Source organism: Streptomyces sp. NPDC030991, from assembly GCF_055571235.1.
The window spans coordinates 320,136-343,790 of record NZ_JBVIFR010000003.1 but is presented as its reverse complement, the minus strand read 5'-3'; the positions used below and the strand labels follow the sequence as shown (position 1 = coordinate 343,790).

The window sequence follows — 23,655 nt, the reverse complement described above, 5'->3', positions numbered from 1 at the left end:
GGATGGCCCGCTTTCGTATGGTCCGGTACGCGTCTACCTGCGGGCGCGGCTGCGGCCCGGGGGCAGCGCGGGCGGGAGCACGGGCCGGGCCGGCAGCGCCGCGGCGTCCTCCTCCAGGCGCAGGGCCAGCGCCGGACAGCGCCGGACGGCACGTACGGCGTTCGCCTCCGAGTAGCGCGGCACCGCCGCGTCGGCGACCGCGGGGAAACCGTCCGGGCCCAGCTGGATCAGCTCCGGCACGATGTCCGCGCACAAGCCGTGCCCCTGGCAGAGCGTCCAGTCGACGGCGAGTCGCTTGCCGCTGGGGGCCGCGTGCGCCGGCGCCTGCGCGTGCAGCGGCAGCACCCCGCGCACCGGGCGGCCGCATCCGGCGCCCAGGACGTGTGCCGCCAGGTCGTCCGTGAACGCGGAGATCGTCGACTCGATGAACGCCGCCGAACCGTCCGGGTGCTTGCACGCCCCGCGCCGCTTCACCGCGCGGGTGACCTCGCGCAGCGCCTCCAGCGCGGTGGGCCCGCCGCCGTTCAGGACGTCCTCCAGGCCGCGCGCCGCCGCGGGCAGGCCCAGGTAGCAGGGGCCGCACTGGCCCGCGCTCTCCGAGGCCAGCCACTGCGCCACTTTCAGGGATTCGCCCAGCGGGCAGGTGTCAGGTCCGATGGGCAGGATCGCGCCCGCTCCCAGGGCGCCGCCGCACGCCTCCAGAGAGGCCCGGGATACGATGGCGTCCTGCGCGCCGACGCCATCCAGCCACCTGCCGTGATAGCCGCCCGTGAGGACGCCCTGGGGGAGCGGGGGAGCGCCCGCGAGCTGGAGGACGTAGCGCAGCGGGACGCCGGAGGGCACCTCCAGGACCATGGGCCGGGTGACGGCGCCGGAGAGCGTCAGCAGGACGGTGCCCGGCTCGTCGTGCAGGCCGGTGCGGCAGTAGCGCTCCGGGCCCGTGCGGGCGGCGACGGCGAGCTGGGCGAACGTCTCCGCGTTCGACAGGAGCGTAGGAGCGCCGCCCACCCCGGCGTCCGACGCCCGCACCTTGCGGCCCGGCGGCTTCGGCGGGCCCCCGTCCGCCGAGCGGATCAGGGCGGAGGACTCCCCGGTGACCATCCGTACCGGATTGCGCTGCACGCGCGCGCGTAGCGGTGCGTTACGCCGGTTCGTCAGACCGCGCTCGGCGAGGGCCGCCTGCATCGAGGCCTCGGTGGAGTCGCGGGTCACGCCCACGACGAGGGTGCGCGCGCCGAGGGCTTCGGCGACGAGGAGGGCGCCGTCGAGGATCAGATGGGGGGCCCGGTTGATCAGTACGGTGTCCTTGCGGCAGGCGGGTTCGTCCTCGCTGCCGTTGACGACGACCACGGGGCGGACACCGCGCCGGATCGCCGACTCCGCGACCGCGCGCAGCTTCTTGGCGAAGGGGAAACCCGCGCCGCCCCGGCCGCGCAGCGCCACCGCCTGGGCCAGCCGCGCGAGCGATTCGCCCGCCATGGGTTCCAGCGGGCCGTGCACCTTGAGGTGCATGTCGAGGTCGAGCCGGTCCACGAGGTCGAACCCCGACGTGAGCTGGGGAAGGCCGACGACGCGGACTTCGGGGACATCGGGCAGTGCCGTGTTCACTGCGTGCCTCCGTAGGGCGTGGTCCAGGGCTCACCCGACGAAGGAGCCTGGAAAGGGCCGGGGAGCGGTTCGGTGGGTGACACGTCGGCCTCGTACGGGTCGCTGTGCCGGCCGTCCTCGTACGAACCGGTGCTGTGGCCGCTCCCGTATGCGGCGTCGTACGCGGGGAGACCTCCATAGGGCGTGTCGTAGGTGGGGTCGTAGGAGGAGTGCGGTGCCTCGGCCGGGGGCGGCGGAGAGGGAGCGGGCCAGCGGTGCGCGTGCTCGGAGGGCTCCCCATAGGTGGGCTCCCCGTACGGGGGCTCCCTATAGGCGGGCTCCCCGTATGCGTGCTCTACATAGGTGGGTTCTGCGTAGGCGGGCTGCGGGGGGCCTTGGCGGGGGAGCGAGGACGTGGGTGCCTCGCTGCGAGGGGGCGAGGAGACGGCACGGTACGCGGCCGCGAAGCCGACACCGGCGGGTGCCGGCGAGGAGCGCGCGGGGGCCTCGGTGGCGGGCGGCGGCCGCTCGGCCATGTCACGCGTCACGTCACGGGCGGCCATGGCGCGGTCGAGGTCACCGGGCGCCTCGCGGGTGACGTCGCGCGGCAGGCGCGGGCCCGGGTCCAGGAGGGCGAGGATCCGCGCGGCGACCTTGCGTTTGACCGACCGTGGTGCCGCCCGCAGGCTCACCGCTCCGCCGACGGCGAGCAGGCACAGGCAGTACAGGACCACCACGTACGTCTTGGGTGGCCGACCCGCGTATAGGCCGTGCAGCAAGGCCATGCACCAGGCCGGGTAGGCCAGCATGTGGGTCGCGCGCCAGCGCGCGGCGAGGCCGGCCGGGGAGGCCATGGAGCTGCGCAGGGCGCCCGTGACGCCCGTGGCCACCATGAGGAGCCCGGCGAGCACGCCGAGGCCGATCAGTCCGCTGCTGCCGGTGACCCCCATGCCGAAGGGGATCAGCGCCCCGATGAGCGACACGTGGGCCAGCGCCACCTTCACGCTGACGTGCAGCAGCAGGAAGCCCAGTGAGGCGACCGCGGTGGCCCGGTGGACGCCCTGGGCGAGCAGCCGCTGTCTGGAGGTCAGGAACAACCGGTCCGATGCGACCAGGCCCCACACGACGGACGCCGTGAGGGAGACCAGGGAGAGCACGCCCGTGGTGAAGTCGAGTGCTGCCCGGAAGGCGTCGCTCCCCGTGACCACGAGCACGGGTATGAGCAGGAGGACCGCCGCGCTCAGCACCCCCGTTCTCGCGCGGCGGCTGTTACCGGTGGGGCGTGAACTCCGAAGTGAACGAAGGGAGTTCACATGGTGAGGGGTTCGAGGGTTCATGGGGGCGACTCCGAATGGTTCGGCACAGTGGACCCACAGCCCGCACTCTAGGTCGACGCATACCAGCCAGTACGAGGTTTGAGTTATCTCGCCGTTATCTAGAGGCTGCCCGGTATTGGTGTTGCCCCGATAGCGGGCGGTACGCGGAGTAACCGTTGGCCATAGGTGGGGTGGCGTGGAAGCCCGTCGCGGCCTCCGTGAGGGCTGCGGTACCCTGGCGCCATGCGTGCCGTATGCCTTCTGCTTAGTGAGCCGCGCTGATCAGTCCCGACCCGCCTTTGCGCGTGTGGTCGGAATCGGCGCGGCATCCCCTCCTGTGCGAGGGGCTTTTTCATTTCCGAGCACTGGCCGCCGGCAGAGACGATCGATGGAGCTTTGAGGATCATGAGCGAGACGAATACCGCCGCCGCTTCCGAGGCGGCGGTCGCGCCGCACCGCTACACGGCGGCCATGGCCGCCGACATCGAGGCACGCTGGCAGGACTTCTGGGACGCCCAGGGCACGTACGAGGCGCCCAACCCGACCGGTGAGCTGGCCGGCGACCCGGAGGTCGCCGCCCGCCCCAAGAAGTTCGTCATGGACATGTTCCCGTACCCGTCGGGCGCGGGCCTGCACGTCGGCCACCCGCTGGGCTACATCGCCACGGACGTCTTCGCGCGCTTCCAGCGGATGACCGGGCACAACGTGCTGCACACCCTGGGCTTCGACGCGTTCGGCCTGCCGGCCGAGCAGTATGCCGTGCAGACGGGCACCCACCCGCGCACGTCGACCGAGGCCAACATGGAGAACATGAAGGTCCAGCTGCGCCGCCTGGGCCTGGGCCACGACAAGCGCCGGTCGTTCGCCACGATCGACCCGGAGTACTACAAGTGGACGCAGTGGATCTTCCTGCAGATCTTCAACTCCTGGTACGACGACGAGCTGAAGAAGGCCCGTCCGATCGCGGAGCTCGTCGAGCAGTTCGAGTCCGGTGAGCGCGCCGTCGAGGGCTCCCGCGCGTGGAGCGAGCTGAGCGGGCCCGAGCGGGCCGACGTCCTGAGCGGGTACCGCCTGGCGTACGCCTCCGACGCGCCCGTCAACTGGGCGCCGGGCCTCGGCACCGTCCTGGCCAACGAGGAGGTCACCGCGGACGGCCGCTCCGAGCGCGGCAACTTCCCCGTCTTCAAGGCGAAGCTGCGCCAGTGGAACATGCGCATCACCGCCTACGCCGACCGCCTGATCGACGACCTGGACGGCCTGGACTGGCCCGAGGCGATCAAGCTGCAGCAGCGCAACTGGATCGGCCGCTCCGAGGGCGCCCGCGTCGACTTCCCCATCGGGGACGCCGCGATCACCGTCTTCACCACGCGCCCGGACACCCTGTTCGGCGCCACCTACATGGTGCTGGCCCCCGAGCACGACCTGGTCGAGAAGATCGTCTCGGCGGCGTGGCCCGAGGGCACCCACGAGGTGTGGACCGGCGGGCAGGCCACCCCGGCCGAGGCCGTCGCCGCGTACCGCAAGCAGGCCGCCTCGAAGTCCGACGTCGAGCGGCAGGTCGAGGCCAAGGAGAAGACCGGCGTCTTCACCGGCGCGTACGCCACCAACCCGGTCAACGGCGAGCAGGTCCCGGTCTTCATCGCCGACTACGTACTGATGGGCTACGGCACGGGCGCGATCATGGCCGTCCCGGCGGGCGACCAGCGCGACTTCGAGTTCGCGCGCGCCTTCGAGCTGCCGATCCGCTGCATCGTCGAGCCGACCGACGGACGCGGCACGGACACGGACGCGTGGGAGAACGCGTTCGGGTCCCACGACGCGAAGATCATCAACTCGTCGAACGACGAGATCAGCCTCGACGGCCTGGGCGTCGTCGACGCCAAGGCGCGCGTCACGGAGTGGATGGAGCGCACCGGCAAGGGCGCGGGCACCGTCAACTTCCGGCTGCGCGACTGGCTGTTCAGCCGCCAGCGCTACTGGGGCGAGCCCTTCCCGATCGTCTACGACGAGGACGGCGTCGCCCACGCGCTGCCCGAGTCGATGCTGCCGCTGGAACTGCCGGAGGTCGAGGACTACAGCCCCCGCACGTTCGCCCCGGACGACGCCGACACGCAGCCCGAGACGCCGCTGTCGCGCAACGAGGACTGGGTCAACGTCACCCTGGACCTGGGCGACGGCGCCGGGCCCAAGAAGTACCGCCGCGAGACCAACACCATGCCCAACTGGGCGGGTTCCTGCTGGTACGAGCTGCGCTACCTGGACCCGCACAACAGCGAGAAGCTGGTCGACCCCGACGTCGAGCAGTACTGGATGGGCCCCCGCGAGTCCATGCCCACCGGCGGCGTCGACCTGTACGTGGGCGGCGCCGAGCACGCCGTGCTGCACCTGCTGTACGCCCGCTTCTGGTCGAAGGTGCTGTTCGACCTGGGCCACATCTCGTCGGCCGAGCCGTTCCACAAGCTGTTCAACCAGGGCATGATCCAGGCCTACGTCTACCGGGACGCGCGCGGGATCGCCGTACCGGCCGCCGAGGTGGAGGAGCACGACGGCGCCTACTACTTCGAGGGCGAGAAGGTCACGCGCCTGCTGGGCAAGATGGGCAAGTCCCTGAAGAACGCCGTCACGCCGGACGAGATCTGTGCCGAGTACGGCGCGGACACGCTGCGCCTGTACGAGATGGCGATGGGCCCCCTGGACGTGTCGCGGCCGTGGGACACGCGCGCGGTGGTCGGCCAGTTCCGTCTGCTGCAGCGCCTGTGGCGCAACATCGTCGACGAGGCGACCGGTGAGGCCACCGTCGTGGACGTCCCCGAGGCGGACATCGACGTGGCCACGCTGCGCGCCCTGCACAAGGCCATCGACGGCGTCCGCGGCGACCTGGAGGGCATGCGCTTCAACACCGCCATCGCCAAGGTCACCGAGCTCAACAACCACCTGGTCAAGTCCTACGCGGGCAGCGCGCTGCCGCGGTCCGTCGCCGAGCGCCTTGTGCTGCTGGTCGCGCCGCTGGCCCCGCACGTCGCCGAGGAACTGTGGCGCAAGCTGGGCCGCACCGAATCGGTCGTCCACCAGGACTTCCCGGTCGCCGACCCGAGTTACGTCGTCGACGAGACCGTGACCTGCGTCGTGCAGATCAAGGGCAAGGTCAAGGCGCGCCTTGAGGTCTCCCCGTCCATCTCGGACGAGGAGCTGGAGAAGGTGGCCCTCGCCGACGAGAGGGTCGTCGCGGCGCTGGACGGCGCCGGTATCCGCAAGGTGATCGCGCGGGCACCGAAGCTGGTGAACATCGTGCCCGCGTAGTACATCGCGCCTGAGTGACGCACTCGGGGTTGTTCCCTACGGGCAGGTTGGGGGTTCCGATGGAACCCTCGGCCTGCCCGGTCCGTTTACGGTGGAGAGGCGGGACGACCGAGCGGGACCAACGGGCAGACGGACGAATCGGAGGAGCGCCGTGGAAGCTGTGCTGGTGATCGTGGCGCTGATCTTCATCTTGTTCGTCGCGCTCGGTGCGTACGCGACGGTGAAGGTGGTCGGCGCGGCCAAGCGTGGCGTGGACCGCAAGGTCGAGCAGGCTCGGCGGGCGGTGGAGGACACCACCCTGCGGGCCAGGACCTTCGCCCAGCCCGGCGCGACCAGCGACCTGGCGCAACTGCGGCTGAAACTGCGTACATCGATGCGGGCCACCCAGGACTCGCTGCACGCGCGCGTGGCCGAGGACCCCTCGCTCAAGGAGTCCCTCGGCCTCTTCCAGCGCCTGAGCGCACACGGACACGAGCTGGACAGCGAGCTCAAGCGCCTGGAGAGCGAGCCCGACAAGGCCCGCGTTCGGAGCCTGCTGCCGGAGATGAAGGCGCGCACGGAGCAGATCACGGCGTCCGCCGACGCGCTGCGCCACGCGGCCCGGGACCGGGCAGGCCGCTTCGCGGGAGACGACCTGGACGCGCTGAGCGCGCAGATCGACCTGGAGGCCGGCGCGCTGCGGCACTGGACGACGGAGGACGTCACGCCGACCGCTCCGCCCGCCGCTTCGCAGACCACCGAGAGAGCGGGCACGGACCAGGCGTCCGAGCGCCCCGCGATCACGCCGCCGGGTGTGCGGCCGGTGTATCCGTGGCAGAAGAAGCCACGGCCCGAGAGCACGGCGTGACGGCTTCTGGATCCCTGCTGCCGCTGCTGTCTCTGTTGTCACGGCTGTCGCTGTTGTCGCTGTTACTGCTGTCCCGGTGATCCCCTGATTCTTTCGGGGGCTTGGGCCTTGCGGGGCCCTGCTCTCCGGCCGGGCGATGGGGGCCGGACTGCCGCTGACGGGCCCTGGCGGGTAACCTCCGGTGCATGTCCCGCCATGTCGCGATCGTCACCGATTCAACGGCCTACTTGCCGCAGCGGACGATGGAGGACCACGGCATCACGGCCGTGCCGCTGACCGTTGTCCTGGGCGATCGGGCGCTGGAGGAGGGTACGGAGATCTCCGCCCGCTCGGTCGCCGAGGCGCTGCAGAAGCGCCGCTCGGTGACGACGTCGAGACCCAGCCCCGAACTGTTCGCCGAGACCTACCGCAAGATCGCCGAGTCCGGCGCCACCGGCATCGTCTCGCTGCACCTGTCCGCCGAGTTCTCCGGGACGTACGACGCCGCGGTCCTGGCCGCGCGGCAGGCGCCGATCCCGGTACGGGTCGTGGACACCGGGATGGTGGCCATGGCCCTCGGATTCTGCGCGCTGGCCGCGGCGGAGGCGGCCGACGCCGGTTGCGCCGTCGACGAGGCGGTGACCGCCGCGGAGAAGCGGGCCGCGGGCACCTCCGCCTATTTCTACGTCGACACGCTGGACTATCTGCGCCGCGGCGGGAGGATCGGCGCCGCGCAGGCACTGTTCGGCTCCGCGCTCGCCGTCAAGCCGCTGTTGCAGCTGGACGGGGGCCGCATCGAACTCATGGAGAAGGTCCGTACGGCGTCGAAGGCGATCGCGCGGTTGCAGGAGATCGTCGCCGAGCACGCGGGGCGCGGGCAGGTCGACATCGCCGTGCACCACCTGGCGGCGCCGGAGCGGGCGGAGGCGCTGGCCGGCTGGCTGCGTGAGCATGTGCCGGGCCTCGGCGAGCTGCACGTGAGCGAGGTCGGAGCGGTGATCGGGGCGCATACCGGGCCCGGGCTCGTGGGGGCTGTGGTGTCGCCGCGGGCGTAGGGCGTGGGGCGTAGGGCGTGGGTGTGGGTGATGGGGTTATCCACAACTGTGGGGTTGTCCCCGGGAATTGACCAAGATCCACTGATTCGTCGCGGGCTGTCTACCGTCTCGTGACATGGCACTTCGATCACCGAACCGAACAGCACAGGCGGCCAGCGGGCCGGGCCGCGGCCCCGCATCCGACAGCCGCTCCCGGCAACGCCACGTCGTCCGTCGGCGTGCGCGCCGCAGGCATCTCGCGGCCGAGCGGACACGGTTGCGGGCGGAGGCGCTGTTCGCGCCGCCCCCGCAGACGCGGCCGGCGGTGGGGGATCGGGCAGCGCCGGCCCATGTGCCGCGTGTACGGAGTGCCCAGCGTGTTCTGCCTACCGGGCAGGTTCCGCGTGCCCCGCAGGTCCCGAGTGCCACGCGGGGCCCAGAGCCGGCTCCTGCTCCCGGGTGGGAGCCAGAGCTCGGACCCGCGTCCGTGTCCGCCTCCGCCTCCGTCTCCCCCTCCAGGGAGGGGCCGACACGGTCATGGCAGGAGCACGAGGCCGCGGAGGGGCCGCCCCCGTCGTGGCGGGAACGAGCGGTGTTCGCCGTGCGTGACCGGTTGCCGCTGTGGGCCCGGACGCGGTGCGGGATCGAGCGCCGAGGCGCACTGGCGCTGGTCGTCGTGCTCGGCGTGGCGGCGCTCTTCGCGGCACAGCACTTCTGGTCCGGGCGTACGCAGCCGGTGCGGGCGCCCGAAACGGTTCGTGCCGCGGCGCCGGAGACGGTGCCGCCGACCGGCGCTCCCCTCCCCTCGGCCGCGCCGGGACCCGGGGTGTCGGGCGGGGCCGGGGTCGTGGTGGACGTCGGCGGCAAGGTGCGCAGGCCCGGGGTGCGTCGGCTGCCCGCCGGGGCCCGGGTGGCGGACGCGTTGCGGGCGGCCGGTGGGGTCCGCCCCGGCACGAACACAGCGGGACTCAACAGGGCGCGGGTCCTGACGGACGGGGAGCAGATTCTGGTGGGTGCCTCGGCGGCTCCGGTCGCCGCGCCGCCGACTGGTCCCGCGGGGGCTTCCGCAGCCGGACCGATCAGCCTGAACACGGCCACGCTGGAACAGCTCGACACGCTGCCGGGTGTCGGCCCGGTGCTGGCTCAGCACATCCTCGACTACCGCACGGAACACAGCGGCTTCCGCTCCGTCGACGAACTGCGCGAGGTCGACGGGATCGGGGACCGCCGCTTCGAAGACCTGCACGATCTGGTGCAGCCGTGAGCCCCGCCCCGCCGGCCGCACCCGGCCGACTCGGCGACGCGAACCCCCGGCAGGAGGGCCCGCTGGACCTGAGGCTGGTGCCGCCCGCACTCGCGGCATGGCTGACAGCGGCGGTGACACTGACGGCACCGCCGGGCTGGGCGGTGGCCTTGGCGGCGGTCTGCTCGATCACCGGGTTGGCGCTTCTGACGGCGGGGCGCACGGGCCGAGGGTCGGAGAGCGCAGACTCAGCTGGAGCTGGAGCTGGAGCTGGAGCTGGAGCTGGAGCTGGAGCTGGAGCTGGAGCTGGAGCTGGAGCTGGAGCTGGAGCTGGAGCTGGAGCCGTGCCCGGAGCCGGACCTGGCCCCGGTCCCGGACCCGTATCCGTAGCTGGGACTGCATCCGTATCCAGCGCCCGAGCCCGAGCCGGTGCCGGATCAGCAGCCCAGACCGTGGTGGGCCCCGCGCCACCTGACCCTCCGCGCTCGGCCCCCTCCTGGCGGCGCCCTTCCACGGCGGTGCTTCTGCTCTGTGTCGCCGCGGCAGCGGCTTCCGCGGGGTTGCACGGGGCCGACCTGCGCAGGGGGCCTGTGCCCGTACTCGCGGGGCAGCACGCGCACGTGGGGGTCGAGTTGGAGATCACCTCGGATCCGCGGCTCTCCCGGCCCCGGGTCACGGGGGATCACACGGCGCCGACTGCCGTGCTCGTCGCGGCGGATGTCGTGCGGGTGACGGCGCCCGACGGCACGGTGTCACGGACGCGCGCGCCGGTTCTGGTCATCGCCGAGGCACGCGGCAGCCGCTGGTTGTCCTTGTTGCCGACCACCCGGCTCCGCGTCGGGGGCGGGCTCGCGCTGCCGCTGAGGGACGGTGACCCGATCGCCGCGGTGCTGCGCGTCGGGCGGGGCGAGCGGCCGGACGTCGTGGCCGGGCCGAGTGGGCCGCAGCGCCTGGCCGGGGCGTTGCGCGCGGGGCTGAGAGAAGCGACGGACGGCTTGCCGGGGGACGCACGGGCGCTGCTGCCGGGCCTGGTGGTCGGCGACACGGCGCGGGTCACGCCGGAGCTGCACGCGGCCTTCCAAGCGACGGACCTGCTCCACTTGATGGCTGTCAGCGGGGCCAACTTCACGATCTTGCTGGCCCTGTTGATCGGCCCGCCCGGCACCGCGCACCGGGTCGAGCGGCGGGGACTCGCACCCCGGGTCGGATTGCCGCTCAGAGCGACGGCACTGCTGGGCGGGGCGCTCACGCTCGGGTTCGTCGTGCTGTGCAGGCCCGAGCCGAGCGTGCTGCGGGCGGCGTCGTGCGGGGCGATCGCGCTGCTGGCCATCGCGACGGGGCGTCGTAGATCCCTGCTCCCGGCGTTGGCCACGGCGGTGTTGCTGCTCGTTCTGTACGACCCGTGGCTGGCGCGGAGTTACGGGTTCCTGCTCTCGGTGCTCGCCACCGGGGCGCTGTTGACGCTGGCTCCGGGGTGGAGCGCGGGTTTGCGGCGACGCGGGGTTCCGGTGCGGCTCGCGGAGGCGCTGGGGGCCGCCGCGGCGGCGCAGGCCGTGTGCGCGCCCGTCGTCGCCGTGCTGGCGGCGCGGGTGAGTCTGGTGGCGGTGCCGTGCAATCTGCTCGCGGAGTTCGCGGTGGCGCCGGCGACGGTCCTCGGGTTCGCCGCTCTCGCGACGGCGCCGGTGGCGATGCCGGTGGCCGAGTTCCTTGCCTGGTGTGCGGGATGGCCCGCGGGGTGGATCGCGGACATCGCACGGACGGGGGCCGCGCTGCCGGGCAGCGGGGTGGACTGGCCCGGCGACTGGCGTGGTGGGGCGCTGCTGGCGCTCGGCACGGTGGTGGCGGTGCTGGTGGGGCGCAGAGCGCTCAGGTCGCCCTGGGTCGTGGCGGCCTGTGTGCTGGTGCTGTTCCTCATGGTGGTGCGGCCGCCGCCGATCACCCGGGTGATCACGGGCTGGCCGCCGCCCGGCTGGCGCCTGGTCATGTGCGATGTGGGGCAGGGGGACGCGCTGGTGCTCGCGGCGGGGGACGGGGCGGGTGTCGTGGTGGACGCCGGGCCCGATCCGCTGCTCGTGGACCGGTGCCTGCACACGCTGGGCATCACGAAGGTGCCGCTGCTCCTGCTCACACACTTCCACGCGGACCATGTGGCGGGTCTCGCGGGCGTGCTGCGCGGGAGGTCCGTCGGGGTGATCGAGACGACCGGGTTCGAGGAGCCGGCGGATCAGGCCGCGTTCGTCCGGCGGCTCGCCGCGGAGCGCGGTGTCCCGGTGGTCGGGGCGGCGGCGGGGGAGCGGCGGCGGTCGGGGCCGCTCGGCTGGGAGGTGCTGTGGCCGCCGCGGCCGATGTCCGCTCCGGACAGCCCGAACGACGCGAGCGTCAGCCTGCTCGTGCGCACCGCGGGGCTGACCATGCTGCTGCTCGGCGATCTCGAACCGGCGGCGCAGCGCGCTCTGTTGAGAACCGGCGACGGGGCCCGGCTGCCCCCGGTCGACGTACTGAAGGTCGCGCATCACGGTTCGGCGTACCAGGACCCGGAGCTGTTGCGCAGGGTCGCGCCGCGGCTGGCATTGATCTCTTGCGGGGTCGACAACCCGTACGGGCATCCGGCACCGAGCACGGTGGCGGCGTTGCGGTCCCGGGGCGCGGCCGTGGCGCGGACAGACCAGGACGGGGCCGTCGCGGTCGTGGGCCGGGGCGACGAGAGCGGAGGAGACGGAGGAGACGGCCGGGGCGGAGCGAGCGGGGAGAGCGGCGGCCAGGGACTGGGGGTGGTGCGCAGCGGAGGCTGATGTCGACCGAGTCTTGCCACCGTTCAGCTGAGTCTTGCCACCGACCAGCCGAGCCTTGCCACCGTTCAGCTGAGTCTTGCCACCGACGGGCCGAGTCTTGCCATCGCCCAGCCGAGTCTTGCCACCGATCGGCCGAGCCTGCCACCAATCACTAGAAAAGCCTCTGAGCTGGCCAAACGAACACCGGGAGGTTCAATACGGAGCACTCGTAGGCAGCTCCGCACCTTCGGTCGATTCCCGTGATGTGGGTCCGTGTTGCCTCGAAAGCCGCAACGGTGATCGAATACTCTTTCGTTCAATCAGCAACGATCGAGGCAACGATCGATGTCAAGGCGCACTGGGGTGGGTAGGTCATGTTCGGCCGCTGGCTGGGAAACCGCACGAACCGGGTCCAACGGACAAGTCCGCTCGCGGCGGTGACGGTGCCACCCCGGGCGGGGGTGCTCAGCTGCCGGGTCCTCGACCCCGTCAACGAGCCGCTGCGAGAAGCGGAGTTGGTGGTGAGCGACGCCATGGGGCGCAAGGTGGTCAGCGGGGGGACCGACCCGTTCGGTTCGTTCATGACGATCGTGCCCGCCGGTGATTACCGGCTGGCCGTCTCCGCGGAGGGGTACGCCCCGTTCCACGGCAGCGCCAAGGTCACCGAGAACGGTCATGCCTCCCTCGGCGACATCACGCTCCAGGTCTCCCCGCCGCCGCAGCTGCCCGCATCGGGTGACTGGGAGATCGAGCCGACGCACTCCTCGATCGCGTTCACGGCACGGCACATCGGGCTCGCGCGGGTCCACGGCCGGTTCAACACCTTCGCGGGCGCGCTGCGGGTGGCCGACCGTATCGAGGAGTCCGCGATGCACGTCGTCATCGACGCCGCGTCCATCAACACGAACGTGAAGATGCGCGACGACCACCTGAGGTCGGGCGATTTTCTCGACGTGGACCGGTTCCCGACGCTGGAGTTCTACGGCGACCGCTTCGCGCACCGGGGCGGCAACCGCTGGGCGATCACCGGGGCCCTCTCCCTGCACGGCGTGACGCGCACGGTCACTCTGGACGCGGAGTACCTGGGACTCGGCAACGGCATGGAGGGCGAGACCCGTGCCGCCTGCCGCGCCACCGCCGAGCTGCACCGCGACGACTTCACCGTCAGCTGGCAGACGATGCTCGCGCGGGGCATCGCCGTCGTGGGCTCCAGCGTCAGGATCGACATCGACGTACAGATCGTGCCCAAGAGCTGACGTACAGATCGTGCCCGAGAGCTGAGGGGCGTACGACAGCGGTCGGCGCGTGCCGGAAAATGGTGGCGTGAGCGATGAGAGACACGTACTGGTGCTGCCCGACCGTGACGCGGCGGAGGCGGCGGCCGAGGCGCTGGGGGAGCGTTTCGGCGTGAGCGAGGAGCCCCAGCTCGTACGGGACGCGTTGGCCGGTGAGGACGACGCGGAGGACGCGCAGTGGCTGGTCGTCGTGGAGGACCCGCGCGGCCGTCTCGACCCGGGGGAGCTGGACGAGTTCGCGGCCGGCTGGGACGGCTGGCGCGAGGAACCCTAGGTCGTCTTGTCGCCCTCTTCCTCCACCTCCTTGTCGCCCCGCCGGGCCCACAGGGCGGCGGGGTTGTCAGTGGGGCGTGGGATGCTTGACCGCGATGGCCAGGAAGACTGCACATGACGATCCTCTCGCCCCCGTCACCCTCGTGGTGGGCCAGGAGGACCTGCTGCTCGACCGCGCGGTGCGCGAGGTCGTGGCGGCCGCCCGCGCCACCGACGCGGACACCGATGTGCGCGACCTCAGCTCCGACCAGTTGCAGCCGGGCACGCTCGCGGAGCTGACGAGCCCGTCGTTGTTCGCTGAGCGCAAGGTCGTCGTCGTACGGAACGCGCAGGATCTGTCGGCGGACACCGTCAAGGACGTGAAGGCGTATCTCGGCTCGCCCGCCGAGGAGATCACCCTGGTGCTGCTGCACGCCGGGGGCGCCAAAGGCAAGGGGCTGCTCGACGCGGCGCGCAAGGTCGGCGCCCGCGAGGTCGCCTGCCCGAAGATGACCAAACCGGCGGACCGGCTGGCCTTTGTGCGCGGGGAGTTCCGTACGCTCGGGCGGTCCGCGACCCCCGAGGCATGCCAGGCGCTCGTCGACTCCCTCGGCAGCGATCTGCGGGAGCTGGCGTCGGCCGTGACCCAGCTCGTGGCCGACATCGAGGGAACGATCGACGAGGCTGTCGTCAGGCGGTACTACACGGGGCGCGCCGAGGCATCCAGCTTCACCGTGGCCGACCGGGCCGTGGAGGGGCGGGCCGCGGAGGCCCTGGAAGCCCTGCGGTGGTCGTTGTCGACCGGGGTCGCGCCGGTGCTGATCACCAGCGCGCTGGCCCAGGGCGTACGGGCCATCGGCAAGCTGTCGTCCGCGCGCGGCGGCCGGCCCGCGGACCTGGCGCGGGAGCTCGGGATGCCGCCGTGGAAGATCGACCGGGTGCGGCAGCAGATGCGCGGGTGGACCCCGGACGGGGTCTCCGTGGCGCTGCGCGCCGTGGCCGAGGCCGACGCCGGGGTGAAGGGCGGCGGGGACGACCCGGGGTACGCGTTGGAGAAGGCGGTCGTCACTGTGGCTCGGGCCGCGCGAGGGCGGGCGTAGCGGTCACCTTCGCCGCCGGCCCCTCGACCCGCCGCCAGCCCCCTCGACCCGCCGCCAGCCCCCCGAACCCGCCGCCAGCCACCCGTCAGCCCGCCTCCAGCCACCCGCCCCGCCGCCGGTCACCCGGCCCGCCACCCGTCGCCCCGCCGCCGGTCACCCGGCCCGCCGCCGGTCGCCCGGCCCGCCACTACCGGATCAGGCAGGCGCCCAGGCAGGCCCCAGCTCGGGCAGCCCTTCGGCCTCGTCCTCAAGCGCCGGACGGGCTGAGATGTGCCGAAAGCCCCGCCCTGGCATGCAGGGCGGGGCTTTCGGGTCACGATGGTGGTGAGCCCACACCCGCGTGGCGAACGCAGTCGCGTGCGGGCTCGGGGTGCCGGTCGGGGGCGGATGAGAGAGGGCCCGCCCGGGTCCTTCCGGCGTCGGATCAGCTCCCGGACTCACATCCGGGAAGAGAATGAAGAGATCAGCCCTTGAGGCCGGCGACCTTGGAAGCAAGCGCCGACTTCTTGTTGGCGGCCTGGTTCTTGTGGATGACGCCCTTCGAGACGGCCTTGTCGAGCTCACGCGCGGCAGCGCGCTGGTACTCGGTGGCCTTCTCGACGTCACCCGCGGCAGCGGCCTCGCGGGCCTTGCGGACCGCGGTCTTCAGGGAGGACTTGACCGACTTGTTGCGCAGCCGGGCCTTCTCGTTGGTCTTGATCCGCTTGATCTGGGACTTGATGTTCGCCACGAAATGAGCCTTTGCAGGTTCAGGCACGGAGCCGGTAAGGGTCCCGTGCCGATGATTTTTCACTGAGTGTGTGTCTCCTGCTGAGAGGGCATGAGACACAGCTGCCCACGGTACCAGCCGTACTCCCACCGGCCCAAACCAGTGCCAGTACCACGGCCGTGGGACCATGGAAGCTACGTATCGATCCGACCCGAGGCATAAGGCGCCTCAAGAGACAGGACCCTGCGTGCCCGCGACCCCTAACAATGTGCCCGAGCCGAGCCGTACCGACCCGGCGCTGCTCCGCAATTTCTGCATCATCGCGCACATCGACCACGGCAAGTCCACGCTCGCCGACCGGATGCTCCAGCTGACGGGAGTGGTCGAGCAGCGGCAGATGCGTGCTCAGTACCTCGACCGGATGGACATCGAGCGCGAGCGCGGCATCACGATCAAGTCCCAGGCGGTGCGACTGCCCTGGGCCCCCACCGAGGGCCCGGACCAGGGCAGTACCCACATCCTCAACATGATCGACACCCCGGGCCACGTGGACTTCACGTACGAGGTCTCGCGTTCGCTCGCCGCGTGCGAGGGCACCGTCCTGCTCGTCGACGCCGCCCAGGGCATCGAGGCCCAGACCCTCGCCAACCTCTACCTGGCGATGGAGAACGACCTCAAGATCGTCCCGGTGCTCAACAAGATCGACCTGCCGGCCGCCCAGCCCGAGAAGTTCTCCGAGGAGCTGGCGAACCTCATCGGCTGCGACCCCGACGACGTCCTCAAGGTCTCCGCGAAGACCGGCATGGGTGTCGAGGCGCTCCTGGACAAGGTCGTCGCCGAGATCCCCGCGCCGATCGGTGTCGCCGACGCCCCCGCCCGCGCGATGATCTTCGACTCGGTCTACGACTCGTACCGCGGTGTCGTCACCTACGTCCGTGTCGTCGACGGCCAGCTCAACAAGCGTGAGCGGATCCGGATGATGTCCACCGGCGCCACCCACGAGCTGCTGGAGATCGGTGTCTCCTCGCCCGAGATGACCCCGGCCGACGGCATCGGCGTCGGCGAGGTGGGCTACATCATCACCGGCGTGAAGGACGTCCGTCAGTCCAAGGTCGGTGACACGATCACCTCGCTGCACAACGGGGCGACCAAGGCCCTCGGCGGGTACAAGGACCCCAAGCCGATGGTGTTCTCGGGTCTCTATCCGCTGGACGGCTCGGAGTACCCGGACCTGCGCGAGGCCCTGGACAAGCTGCAGCTCAACGACGCGGCGCTGGTCTACGAGCCGGAGACCTCGGCCGCGCTCGGCTTCGGCTTCCGCGTCGGCTTCCTCGGGCTGCTGCACCTCGACGTGATCCGTGAGCGGCTGGAGCGCGAGTTCGGCCTCGACCTCATCGCCACCGCTCCGAACGTGGTCTACCGCGTGATCATGGAGGACGGCACCGAGCACATTGTCACCAACCCGAGCGAATTCCCCGAGGGCAAGATCGACGAGGTGTACGAGCCCGTCGTACGCGCCACGGTCCTCGCCCCGAGCGAGTTCATCGGCTCGATCATGGAGCTGTGCCAGAACCGGCGCGGCGTGCTGCTCGGCATGGACTACCTCTCCGAGGACCGCGTCGAGATCCGTTACACGCTGCCGCTCGCCGAGATCGTCTTCGACTTCTTCGACCACCTGAAGTCCAAGACGCGCGGGTACGCCTCGCTCGACTACGAGCCCACCGGCGAGCAGTCCGCGCAGCTCGTCAAGGTCGACATCCTGCTGCACGGCGACAAGGTCGACGCCTTCTCCGCCGTCACCCACAAGGACGCGGCGTACGCGTACGGGGTGCGGCTCGTCGCCAAGCTGCGGGAGCTCATCCCGCGGCAGGCCTTCGAGGTGCCGATCCAGGCCGCGATCGGCTCCCGGGTCATCGCCCGCGAGACGATCCGCGCCATCCGCAAGGACGTCCTCGCCAAGTGCTACGGCGGTGACATCTCCCGTAAGCGGAAGCTGCTGGAGAAGCAGAAGGAGGGCAAGAAGCGGATGAAGATGGTCGGCTCCGTCGAGGTGCCGCAGGAAGCCTTCATCGCGGTGCTCTCCAGCGACGACAGCGGCGGCGGCAAGGGCAAGAAGTAACGCCCCGGGCCTGTGATCAGGCTCTCGGCGATCATCGCCGCACCACGGAAGCGGTGGCCCCGGTACGCACACGCGTGCAGGGTCCACCGCTTTTGTGTGGGCCCTGTGTGGGGCGAGGCCCCTGGGGTCACCCTGTGCAAGTTCACTGCCGGAGCCTCTTACGCGCCGGGCGAGTGCCGCTTACGCTGATCACTGCTCAATGGTTACTCGCCAGTTAAACAAGCCGCGTTTCAACAGTCGCGGGCCCCGGAGGACGTCGTGAGCGACACACAGACCCTGATCGAGAACCGGCCGCCCTCCGTGGCGTCCCTCTTCCTGGAGCGCGTGGCGGCCACACCGGATGCCGAGGCCTACCGCTACCCGGTGCCGGCCCCCTCCGGCGCGGGCCCCGACGACTGGAAGTCCCTGAGCTGGGCGCAGGCCGCGGAGCGGGTCCACGCCATCGCCGCCGGCCTCGTCGAGCTGGGCCTGCGGGCCGAGGAGCGGGTGGCGCTCGCCTCCTCGACGCGGGTCGAGTGGATCCTCGTCGACCTCGGCATCATGTGCGCGGGCGCGGCGACGACCACGGTCTACCCGCAGACCAACGCCGAGGAGTCGGCGTTCATCCTCGCGGACTCCGAGTCCAAGGTGCTCGTCGCCGAGGACGCCGCGCAGCTCGCCAAGGCGCGCGAGCGGCGGGCCGAGCTGCCCGAGCTGGCCCATGTCGTGGTGATCGACGCGACCGGCGTCGAGCCCGACGCCGCCGACCCCGACGGCTGGCTGCTGACCCTCGAGGACCTGGAGGCGCGCGGCGCCGCCTACCTGGAGAAGAACCCGGACGTCATCAAGGAGCGCGTCGGGGCCATCGGCAAGGAGCAGCTCGCCACCCTGATCTACACGTCCGGGACGACCGGGCGGCCCAAGGGCGTGCGACTGCCGCACGACAACTGGTCGTACCTGGCGAAGGCCATGGCCGCGACCGGACTCCTCGGCCCGGACGACGTGCAGTACCTGTGGCTGCCGCTCGCGCACGTCTTCGGCAAGGTGCTGATCAGCGGCCAGATCGAGGTCGGGCACGTGACGGCGGTCGACGGGCGCGTCGACAAGATCATCGAGAATCTGCCGATCGTGCAGCCGACGTACATGGCGGCCGTGCCGCGCATCTTCGAGAAGGTCTACAACGGTGTCGCCGCCAAGGCGCGGGCCGGTGGCAACGCCAAGTTCAAGATCTTCCAGTGGGCGGCCGGGGTGGCCCGCGAGTACGCGAAGGTCAGCCAGGACAACTTCCGCCGCACCGGTGTCGGCTCGGTGCCGTTCGCGCTCGCCTCGAAGCACAAGGTCGCCGACGCGCTGGTCTACAGCAAGCTGCGGGAGGCGTTCGGCGGCCGGCTGCGGGCCTGTGTCTCCGGGTCGGCGGCGCTCGCGCCCGAGATCGGCTACTTCTTCGCCGGCGCGGGCGTCCACATCCTGGAGGGCTACGGGCTGACCGAGTCCTCGGCCGCGTCGTTCGTCAACCCCGGAGAGGCGTACCGGACCGGCACCGTCGGCAAGCCGCTGCCCGGCACCGAGGTGCGGATCGCCGACGACGGGGAGATCCTGCTGCGCGGCCCCGGCATCATGGAGGGCTACCACAAGCTGCCCGAGAAGACCGCCGAGGTGCTGGAGAGCGACGGCTGGTTCCACACCGGCGACATCGGTGAGCTGTCCGTCGACGGCTATCTGCGGATCACCGACCGCAAGAAGGACCTGATCAAGACGTCGGGCGGCAAGTACATCGCGCCGGCCGAGGTCGAGGGCCAGTTCAAGGGCGTCTGCCCGTACGTCTCCAACATCCTGGTGCACGGCGCCGACCGGAACTTCTGCACCGCGCTCATCGCGCTCGACGAGGCCGCCATCCTCGACTGGGCCAAGGAGAACGGCCTGGAGGGCAAGTCCTACGCGGACGTCGTGGCCGCACCCGCGACCGTGCAGCTCGTCGACGGGTACGTACGCGAGCTGAACGAGGGCCTCCAGCGCTGGCAGACCATCAAGAAGTTCAAGCTGCTGCCGCGCGATCTCGACGTGGAGCACGGCGAGCTGACGCCGAGCCTGAAGCTGAAGCGGCCCGTCGTCGAGCGGGAGTACAAGCCGCTGCTCGACGAGATGTACGCCGGGACCAGGGAGGGCTAGGCCAGGGGCCGGGGGCAGGGGCGCCCCGTCAGGGGCGCCTCATCGTGCGCAGGGTCTCCTCCATCCGCGTGAGGTGATGGCGCAGCTCCCGTACGTCGGGGGCGGTGGCCTCCGACAACTGGTGCTCGATCGAGGTCATCCGGGACGTCAGCGCGTCGAACTGCTTCTGCTCGCGGGCCAGCAGGTGCTCCAGCTGCTGGGTCTTGCGGTGCAGATCCAGGAAGACCGTGACCTTCGCCCGCAGTACCCACGGGTCGAAGGGCTTGGTCAGGTAGTCGGCCGCGCCCGTCGCGTAGCCGCGGAACGCGTACCCGGCGTCGGCGTCCGTGCCGGTGAGGAAGATGATCGGGACGTCCTTCGTCTGGTCCAGGCGCTTGATGTTCGTCGCCGTCTCGAAGCCGTCCATGCCCGGCATCCGGATGTCGAGCAGGACGACGGCGAAGCGGCGGCGCAGCAGCGCCTTCATCGCCTCCTCACCCGAACGGGCCTTGACCAGCGGCTCGTTGAGCGAACCGAGGACGGCTTCGAGTGCGATCAGGTTGTCTTCCATGTCGTCGACCAGGAGGATGCTCGCCCGAGCGTCCGAGGTCAGCTCTGCAGTGGTCATGATGCCGGTCCCTCATTCGATCGTCGGCGGGGCGGTGGGTTCGTCCGTGTCGGCGCCCTCAGGGGCCAGGAGGTCGCACACGACAGTCAGCAACTGATCGACGTCCACCGGTTTGGGTACGTAGTCGTTGGCGCCCTTGGCGATCGACTTCTCGCGGTCGCCGGGCATGGCTTTCGCGGTGAGGGCCACGATCGGCAGCCCCTCCCAGCGGGACGTCCCGCGAATGACGGAGATCGTCTCGTAGCCGTCCATCTCGGGCATCATGATGTCCATCAGGACGAGCTCGATATCGGGGTTGCGCTCGAGGGTCTCGATGCCCTCCCGCCCGTTCTCCGCGTACAGGACGGGCATGCCCACGCGGCCGAGCACATGGGTGAGCGCGAAGACGTTGCGGATGTCGTCGTCGACGATGAGCACGCGGCGGCCGGGCAGCACCTCGCCCGCAAGCCCGGTCTTCCACTGCTCCAGCTTCGTCGGCGTCGGCCAGTTGTCCTCCTGCTCGTGGATCGTGTACGCGTCCGATGAGTCGTCCTGCTGCGCGGGGATGAGCGCGGGGACGAGCGGCGCCGGATCGGCCTGCGGCACGTCGGCCGCCGGCTCGTGTCCGGGATGGGCCACGGGAACGTACAGCGTGAACGTGGAACCGTGGCCGGGCTCGCTCTCGGCGATGATCCGGCCGCCGAGCAGCCCGGCGATCTCCCGGCTGATGGACAGGCCGAGACCCGTGCCGCCGTACTTGCGGTTGGTGGTGCCGTCGGCCTGCTGGAACGCCTCGAAGATGACGGGGAGCTTGTCGCGGGCGATGCCGATACCGGTGTCGGAGACGGCGAAGGCGATCAGGTCCTCGCTCTCGCGCACCAACTGGCGCTCCGGGTCCTTGATCCGCTTGACCCGCAGCTCGACCCTGCCGTTCGCGGTGAACTTGATCGCGTTCGACAGCAGGTTGCGCAGGATCTGCTGGAGGCGCTGCTCGTCGGAGAAGACCTCGCGCGGTACGTCCTCGCCGACCGCCACCTCGAAGGCGAGGCCGCGGTCGAGGGTGATGGGGCGGAACGTCGCGTGGACGTAGTCGAGGAGCTTGATGAGGGGGAGCTTCTTGGGGCGTACGTCCATGCGCCCGGCCTCGATCTTCGACAGGTCGAGGATGTCGTTGATCAGCTGGAGCAGGTCCGATCCCGAGCGGTGGATGGTCGTCGCGAACTGGACCTCCTGGTCGTTGAGGTGCCCGTCCGGGTTGTCGGAGAGCAGCCGGGCCAGGATGAGCAGCGAGTTGAGCGGGGTGCGCAGCTCGTGCGACATGTTCGCGAGGAACTCCGACTTGTACTGGGAGCTCGTGGCCAGCAGCGCGGCCTTCTCCTCCAGCTCCGCGTTCGAGCGCTGCAACTCGGCCTGCTGGCGCTGGAGTTCGTCCGAGCGCTCCTGGAGCTGCGTGGCCAGGCGCTGGGACTCGCCGAGCAGGGACTCGGTACGGGAGTTGGCGATGATCGTGTTGATCGCGACGCCGATCGTGTTCACGAACTGGTCGAAGAAGGCGAGGTGGACGTCGGAGAAGCGGGAGAAGGAGGCCAGCTCGATGACGCCGAGGAGCTTGTCCTCGAAGAGGATCGGGATGATGACGACGGAGGCCGGAGCGGCTTGCCCGAGACCACTGTTGATCTTGATGTAGTCCGGCGGCGCCTCCTCCACCAGGATGCGCTTCTTCTCTAGGGCCGCCTGCCGTACGAGCCCGTGGACCGGCATCCCGCCGGTGTCGACGACCAGCGCCGCCGCCGATCCGTACCCCGCGATGTAGGCGAGCCCCTTGGTGGGGATCGACGTCCGGATCGGGGTGTCGCCCTCGTCCGGCTCGGCCAGGAAGAAGGCGCCGTACTGCGCGTTCACCAGCGGGGTCAGCTCGCGCAGGATCAGGTCCGCGACCTCCATGAGGTCCCGGTGGCCCTGCATCAGGGCCGCCAGACGCGCCAGGTTCGACTCCAGCCAGTCCTTCGCGCGGGTCGTCTCGCGGAGGTTGGCCACCATCAGGTTGATGTTGTCCTTCAACTCGGCGACCTCGCCCTGGGTCTCCACCGTGATGGAGCGGGACATGTCGCCGGACGTCACCGCGGACGCCACCTCGGCGATGGCGCGGACCTGCGTGGTCAGGTTCGACGCCAGCTCGTTCACGTTCGTCGTCAGGCGCTTCCAGGTGCCGTAGACACCTTCGACCCGCGCCTGGCCGCCGAGCTGCCCTTCGGAGCCGACCTCGCGGGCCACCCGCGTGACCTCGGAGGAGAAGGACGACAGTGTGTCCACCATCGTGTTGATCGTCGTCTTCAGTTCGAGGATCTCGCCGCGCGCGTCGACGTCAATCTTCTTGGAGAGGTCGCCCTGCGCCACCGCCGTGGCCACCTGCGCGATGTTGCGGACCTGCGAGGTCAGGTTGTCCGCCATGTAGTTGACGTTGTCGGTGAGGTCCTTCCAGACGCCCGAGACACCGTGCACCGTCGCCCGTCCGCCGAGCCGGCCGTCCGTGCCGACCTCGCGGGCCACGCGGGTCACCTCGTCGGCGAAGCCGCGCAGCTGCTCCACCATCGTGTTGACGGTGTCCTTCAGCTCCAGGATCTCGCCGCGGGCGTCGACGGAGATCTTCTTCGACAGGTCGCCCTGCGCCACCGCGGTGGTGACCTGCGCGATGTTGCGGACCTGGGAGGTGAGGTTCGACGCCATGAAGTTGACGTTCGCGGTGAGGTCGTTCCACACGCCGGCGACGCCGCGCACCTGCGCCTGGCCGCCCAGGTTCCCCTCGGTGCCGACCTCGCGGGCGACGCGGGTGACCTCGTCGGCGAAGGCGGAGAGCTGGTCGACCATCGTGTTGATCGTCGACTTGAGTTCGAGGATCTCGCCCTTCGCCTCGACCGTGATCTTCTTGCCGAGGTCGCCCTGGGCCACCGCCGTGGAGACCAGGGCGATGTTGCGGACCTGCGAGGTCAGGTTGTCCGCCATGAAGTTGACGTTGTCGGTGAGGTCCTTCCAGACCCCGGAGACGCCGCGGACCTGGGCGCGGCCGCCGAGCTGGCCCTCGGTGCCGACCTCGCGGGCGACGCGGGTGACCTCGTCGGCGAAGGCGGAGAGCTGGTCGACCATCGTATTGATCGTCGACTTGAGTTCGAGGATCTCGCCCTTCGCGTCGACGGTGATCTTCTGGCTCAGGTCGCCGTTGGCCACCGCCGTGGTGACCTGCGCGATGTTGCGGACCTGCGAGGTCAGGTTCGACGCCATGAAGTTGACGTTGTCGGTGAGGTCCTTCCAGACCCCGGAGACGCCGCGGACCTGGGCGCGGCCGCCGAGCTGGCCCTCGGTGCCGACCTC

The 23,655-nt window shown here is 70.8% G+C and carries 15 protein-coding genes; 10 read left to right on the top strand and 5 right to left on the bottom strand.

Annotated elements, in window-relative coordinates:
• Positions 1-33: 33 nt before the first annotated feature.
• Both ACZ45E_RS07695 and ACZ45E_RS07690 read right to left on the bottom strand, forming a co-directional pair.
• Positions 34-1,608, bottom strand: coding sequence for an NADH-ubiquinone oxidoreductase-F iron-sulfur binding region domain-containing protein (locus ACZ45E_RS07695; RefSeq protein ID WP_468217802.1), 1,575 nt, complete (start codon positions 1,606-1,608; stop codon positions 34-36).
• Positions 1,605-2,834, bottom strand: coding sequence for a cytochrome b/b6 domain-containing protein (locus ACZ45E_RS07690; protein WP_468217800.1), 1,230 nt, complete (start codon positions 2,832-2,834; stop codon positions 1,605-1,607). Before ACZ45E_RS07690 ends, ACZ45E_RS07695 begins: the two co-directional genes overlap by 4 nt.
• 474 nt (positions 2,835-3,308) lie before the next feature.
• Here ACZ45E_RS07690 and leuS point away from each other — a divergent pair, with 474 nt between their 5' ends.
• From leuS to holA, 8 genes are all read left to right on the top strand, one after another.
• Positions 3,309-6,203, top strand: coding sequence for a leucine--tRNA ligase (gene leuS, locus ACZ45E_RS07685; protein WP_468217798.1), 2,895 nt, complete (start codon positions 3,309-3,311; stop codon positions 6,201-6,203).
• A gap of 151 nt (positions 6,204-6,354) precedes the next feature.
• Positions 6,355-7,050, top strand: coding sequence for a hypothetical protein (locus ACZ45E_RS07680; protein WP_468217796.1), 696 nt, complete (start codon positions 6,355-6,357; stop codon positions 7,048-7,050).
• A gap of 185 nt (positions 7,051-7,235) precedes the next feature.
• Positions 7,236-8,084, top strand: a complete 849-nt coding sequence (locus ACZ45E_RS07675) for a DegV family protein (RefSeq protein ID WP_468217795.1) — start codon at positions 7,236-7,238, stop codon at positions 8,082-8,084.
• A 571-nt stretch (positions 8,085-8,655) separates the two neighbouring features.
• Positions 8,656-9,327, top strand: a complete 672-nt coding sequence (locus ACZ45E_RS07670) for a ComEA family DNA-binding protein (RefSeq protein ID WP_468217792.1) — start codon at positions 8,656-8,658, stop codon at positions 9,325-9,327.
• A complete protein-coding gene (locus tag ACZ45E_RS07665; protein ID WP_468217789.1) occupies positions 9,324-12,098 on the top strand; it encodes a ComEC/Rec2 family competence protein in 2,775 nt (924 codons plus the stop codon). Before ACZ45E_RS07670 ends, ACZ45E_RS07665 begins: the two co-directional genes overlap by 4 nt.
• 353 nt (positions 12,099-12,451) lie before the next feature.
• Positions 12,452-13,333, top strand: a complete 882-nt coding sequence (locus ACZ45E_RS07660; protein ID WP_468217787.1) for a YceI family protein — start codon at positions 12,452-12,454, stop codon at positions 13,331-13,333.
• 67 nt (positions 13,334-13,400) lie between these two features.
• Positions 13,401-13,646: a hypothetical protein gene (locus ACZ45E_RS07655; protein WP_468217785.1), complete on the top strand. Its 246-nt coding sequence runs from the start codon at positions 13,401-13,403 to the stop codon at positions 13,644-13,646.
• A gap of 94 nt (positions 13,647-13,740) precedes the next feature.
• Complete coding sequence (gene holA, locus ACZ45E_RS07650) at positions 13,741-14,724, top strand: DNA polymerase III subunit delta (RefSeq protein WP_468217782.1); 984 nt, start codon at positions 13,741-13,743, stop codon at positions 14,722-14,724.
• Between the two features lie 463 nt (positions 14,725-15,187).
• Here holA and rpsT read toward each other — a convergent pair whose 3' ends face one another.
• The gene (gene rpsT / locus ACZ45E_RS07645; RefSeq protein WP_468217779.1) at positions 15,188-15,454 is read right to left on the bottom strand and encodes a 30S ribosomal protein S20; all 267 of its coding nucleotides are present in this window, start codon (positions 15,452-15,454) and stop codon (positions 15,188-15,190) included.
• Positions 15,455-15,680: 226 nt separating this feature from the next.
• On the opposite strand from rpsT, the gene lepA reads away from it, so the two are divergent.
• On the top strand, positions 15,681-17,552 hold the full coding sequence (gene lepA, locus ACZ45E_RS07640; protein ID WP_468217776.1) for a translation elongation factor 4: 1,872 nt from the start codon (positions 15,681-15,683) through the stop codon (positions 17,550-17,552).
• Positions 17,553-17,810: 258 nt separating this feature from the next.
• Entirely contained in the window at positions 17,811-19,700 is a 1,890-nt protein-coding gene (locus ACZ45E_RS07635; RefSeq protein WP_468217774.1) for an AMP-dependent synthetase/ligase, read from the top strand.
• A gap of 28 nt (positions 19,701-19,728) precedes the next feature.
• Here ACZ45E_RS07635 and ACZ45E_RS07630 read toward each other — a convergent pair whose 3' ends face one another.
• A complete protein-coding gene (locus tag ACZ45E_RS07630; protein ID WP_468217772.1) occupies positions 19,729-20,307 on the bottom strand; it encodes a response regulator in 579 nt (192 codons plus the stop codon).
• 12 nt (positions 20,308-20,319) lie between these two features.
• Positions 20,320-23,655 (bottom strand): HAMP domain-containing protein (locus ACZ45E_RS07625; protein WP_468217769.1); only part of this gene is annotated, 3,336 nt, incomplete at its 5' end.

Excerpts from the sequence above, each read along its gene's own strand:
- ACZ45E_RS07675 (WP_468217795.1), top strand. The coding sequence starts at position 7,236 with ATGTCCCGCCATGTCGCGATCGTCACCGATTCAACGGCCTACTTGCCG.
- holA (WP_468217782.1), top strand. The coding sequence starts at position 13,741 with ATGGCCAGGAAGACTGCACATGACGATCCTCTCGCCCCCGTCACCCTC.
- ACZ45E_RS07630 (WP_468217772.1), bottom strand. The coding sequence starts at position 20,307 with ATGACCACTGCAGAGCTGACCTCGGACGCTCGGGCGAGCATCCTCCTG.
- leuS (WP_468217798.1), top strand. The coding sequence starts at position 3,309 with ATGAGCGAGACGAATACCGCCGCCGCTTCCGAGGCGGCGGTCGCGCCG.
- ACZ45E_RS07660 (WP_468217787.1), top strand. The coding sequence starts at position 12,452 with ATGTTCGGCCGCTGGCTGGGAAACCGCACGAACCGGGTCCAACGGACA.